Annotated in this window: 1 protein-coding gene; it reads left to right on the top strand. The window is 75.4% G+C overall.

Features of this window, described 5'->3' with window-relative positions; all coding sequences use genetic code 11:
• Nucleotides 1-1,946: condensation domain-containing protein (locus G3I42_RS30265; RefSeq protein WP_239096779.1), on the top strand; the 1,946-nt coding region annotated here is incomplete at both ends.

The raw sequence follows: 1,946 nt of genomic DNA, 5'->3' as shown, positions 1-1,946 counted from the left end.
CCCCGTACACCAACGACCCCACGGCCGCGCGCGGGACCGCCGCGCTCGTGCGCCGCCTGCGCGAGGACCTGGGCCGCACCCTGCCCGCCTACATGGTCCCCGCCGCGTTCGTCACCGTCGACACGCTGCCCATGAACGCCAACGGCAAGCTCGACGTCCGCGCGCTGCCCGAGGCCGAGCCGGCCGTCGCGCTCGGCGGCGGGCGCGGGCCCCGCACCCCGCGCGAGGAGGTGCTGTGCCGCCTGTTCGCCGACGTGCTCGGGTTGGCGGAGGCCGGGGCCGAGGACAACTTCTTCGACCTCGGCGGCCACTCCCTGCTCGCGACCCGGCTCGTCAGCCGCGCCCGCGCCGGACTCGGCGCCGAACTCGCCATCCGCGACCTCTTCGAGGCCCCCACACCGGCACTTCTCGCCACCCGCGTCCACACCGACAAGCCCGCCCGCCCCGCGCTCACCGCCCGCGCGGACCGCCCCGAGCGCGTCCCGCTGTCCGCCGCCCAGCGCCGCCTGTGGCTCGTCCAGGAGCTCGAAGGCGCGAGTCCCGCCTACAACTTCCCGCTCGTCGTGCGGCTGCGCGGCCCGCTCGACACCGACGCCCTGCGCCTCGCCCTCCGCGACGTCGCCGAACGCCACGAGTCGCTGCGCACCCTCGTCGCGCTCCACGAGGGAGAGCCGTACCAGTACGTCGTCCCGGACGCTCGGCCACCGCTCACCGTCAGCGCGCGCACCGAGGCCGAACTGCCCGCGCTCATCGAGGCCGCGCAGCGCCGCCCCTTCGACCTCACCCGCGAACTCCCCGTACGCGCGGACGTGTTCACTCTCGCGCCCGAGGACCACGTCCTCGCGCTCGTCCTGCACCACATCACGACCGACGAGTGGTCCGACCGGCCCTTCCTCGCCGACCTCGACACCGCCTACACGGCGCGGGCGCGGGGCGCCGCGCCCGACTGGGCCCCGCTCCCCGTCCAGTACGCCGACTACACGCTGTGGCAGGAACAGCTCCTCGCACGCCTCGGGGAACGCCAACTCGCCTACTGGACACAGGCCCTCGACGGCGCCCCCGATGAACTCGCCCTGCCCCTGGACAGGCCGCGCCCGCACGCGCCCACCGGGCACGGCGCCGTCGTGCGCCGCGAGGTGCCCGCCGCGACCGGGCGCGCCCTGCGCGAGCTGTCGGCCGCGAGCGGCACGAGCATGTTCATGCTCCTCCAGGCCGCCACCGCGGCCCTGCTGCACCGGCTCGGCGCGGGCGAGGACATCCCGCTCGGCGCGCCCATCGCCGGGCGCACCGACGGCGGACTCGACGACCTCGTCGGCTTCTTCGTCAACACCCTCGTCCTGCGCACCGACCTCTCGGGCACCCCCACCTTCACCGAACTCCTCGCCCGCGTACGGGAGTCGTCGCTGGCCGCCTTCGAGCACCAGGACCTCCCCTTCGACCGGCTCGTGGAGGCCGTGAACCCGCCCCGCGTCACCGGGCGCAACCCGCTCTTCCAGGTCATGCTGGGCTACCACCACCGCCCCGAGGGTGACGCGGCCACCCTCCTCGGGCTGCCCGCCGAGTGGTACGACATGGACACGGGCACCGCCAAGTTCGACCTCGACTTCACCTTCGTCGACGCCTCCGACGCGGACGGCGGCATCACGCTGCTCCTGGAGTACGCGACCGACCTCGCCGATCCGGGGACGGCCGCGCTCCTCGCCGAACGCCTGGTCCTCCTCCTGGACCGCGCGGCACGCACCCCGGACGCGCCCCTGCGCGACCTGGACATCCTCACGCCGGAGGAGCACGCGGAGGCCACGGGGACCTGGAACGACACCGCGCACCCCGTCGAGACCCGCTCCGTGCCCGAGATCCTCGCCGACACCGCCCGCCGCGCCCCCGGCGCCACCGCGCTCGTCACCGGGCCCGACACCGCGCCGCGCCGCACCACCTTCGCCGCGCTG

Source organism: Streptomyces sp. SID11385 (genome assembly GCF_010548245.1).
In the GTDB taxonomy this organism is placed as follows: Bacteria; Actinomycetota; Actinomycetes; order Streptomycetales; family Streptomycetaceae; genus Streptomyces.
The sequence above is the reverse complement of the archived record's forward strand: the minus strand, read 5'-3'. Positions and strand labels throughout refer to the sequence as shown.